The 1,968-nt window shown below is 36.6% G+C and carries 2 protein-coding genes; one reads left to right on the top strand and one right to left on the bottom strand.

The features are described 5' to 3' along the window. A partial coding sequence (locus AB1630_12810; protein MEW6104670.1) for a hypothetical protein occupies positions 1-501 on the top strand: 501 nt, incomplete at its 5' end. Here AB1630_12810 and AB1630_12815 read toward each other — a convergent pair. Continuing rightward, positions 498-1,487 carry an IS4 family transposase gene (locus AB1630_12815; protein MEW6104671.1) on the bottom strand — a complete coding sequence of 330 codons (990 nt, stop codon included), beginning with the start codon at positions 1,485-1,487 and terminating at the stop codon, positions 498-500. The two genes, AB1630_12810 and AB1630_12815, sit on opposite strands and share 4 nt — an antisense overlap. Positions 1,488-1,968 lie beyond the last annotated feature (481 nt).

A 1,968-nucleotide genomic window follows, 5' to 3' on the forward strand; every position in this document is an offset into this window, starting at 1 on the left:
AACGAGGGGCCAGAGGACATAAGCTGTTATCTGGATAAAAGCAATAATGATTATTTAAACTCTATTAAATATGGAACAATATCTAATGATTTATTTGTGTCCCTGCCAAAGAGAAGAAAAGCGGCTTATAGAAAGGCTCAGCCTAAATGGGATTCTGGCATAACTTCAGATATGAAAGAGGGAAACAGTATAGTTATTGAAGAATTGATAGAGATACTTGTTGATATAGCTGAGGTATATCCACCTAAACATTTTAACGGGAGAGAGCCAAGGGAATATTTTGAAAATAAGGCTAAAGAGTTTGCGGAATGGCATCGTCTTGAATTAGAGCCACATGGTGCTGGTACTGGCGGAACAATTATAAGTGTCGAGGTTGGTGGAGAAGTCATATATAGTCTGGAAAACATGATTGAAGGGATGATAGCGGCTTTAACCTCGATGCATACTGATTATAACTTTCAGGTTTGGAAACAGGCATGGAGCAACGAACATTGCGTCTAACCAAGAATGCATTTGAACCAACGGAAGAAAAGCTCTATTTGCCATCTATACCGATAGATAAGGGCTATAATCTCAGCGGATAGATCCATACGGTCAGTCGATAAAAGAAAGGTATAATCAGAATCACTGGGTCTTGAGCTATTACTTTTATGGAAAATTTCAATAACACGCACTGGTCGGATAATATCTTTCTGTTTCTTTTTGGTCCCTAATCGGACAACCATATCCCTTTGCACACCTGTTTTTTTATCATCATCCGTTAGGGATTTATGTTCGATGGTATCCCAGACAACATTATCTTGCAATCGGGCGATAAAGGAACTATTAGTATCTATAATTTCCTGAAAGAGTTTAAACTCCCTATAACCAGCATCCAATGTATAAAGTTTATTGGGAGAGAGGAACTCTCTCAATACAGTTTTTTCATTGCCATTACCATTAGTAATTTTAGCATTAACAGGGATACTTTTTAAGATATCAAACTCAAGGTGAAGTTTAGCTGCCCTGTTTTGGTCATTAATCCATAATGCCCAGAGCATCTTTGGCAAGGCACGAAGGAGCGTCCCATCCGTAGATACAAGAGTTTGTTGAAGGTTTTTAAGTTTAGGGTCTTTTTCCACAGGGATAGCCTTCTTAGCCAGTTCTTTGATTAAAGGAGCAATCAGGTTAGCATCAAAAACACTACTTGCCTCAGAAAGGGAGCCAAGGCTTGTACCTTTAATACCAAGCATTTTCTTAACCTTCTCAAGGTGAGAAGTCTGTTGAATTCCACGCAAGCTACTCAGGATAGGATTGAAGAAATAGAATAAAATGAGACAGATATATTGGTCACAGTGAAGGTTTCTATTGTGATGCTTACGAACCAGATGAAATCGCTCCAGCATAGGAATAAATTTATGAATAAGCTTAAAGTGTTGCAGGTTTTTTTCGTTAATTGGTTCTTTTTTCTTGCGTCCCTTGTTTTTCTTTACTGAACTATTAACCATAGTTCAAGTATAACATAAAAAGGAAAAAATGTCTAGAATTTTTTCTCCTTTAATATCAATGACTTACGACATTTTAGTAAAAATAGTTTAAGCAAGAATCATTCCGAACAGTATGGGGACAGATTTTAGTTTACTTTCTCAGGATAGGGTATATCGAGCATCAGACAATCTTTTTTCTTGCAAAGAGGAGATAGAGAAACACTTAAATTGTCGAGAGCGTAATCTTTTTAGTTTAGGGGAGCAGATAATTCTTTATGATTTAACCAATACCTTTTTTGAAGGTAACGGGAAGAATAATCCTAAGGCAAGATTTGGACGGTCTAAGGAGAAGCGAAGTGATTGTCCTTTGGTAACTGCTAAGACCCACAATATTTGAGACAGATATTCTCAAATTAAATGAACTCATTTTCCGCTTAAATGTAAAAACTAACAACATGGCATAATCCATTGATAATCGGGGTAATTTAAAATATCCAGAAAT

It is taken from the genome of bacterium (genome assembly GCA_040753555.1).
Taxonomy (GTDB): Bacteria; UBA9089; UBA9088; order UBA9088; family UBA9088; genus JBFLYE01.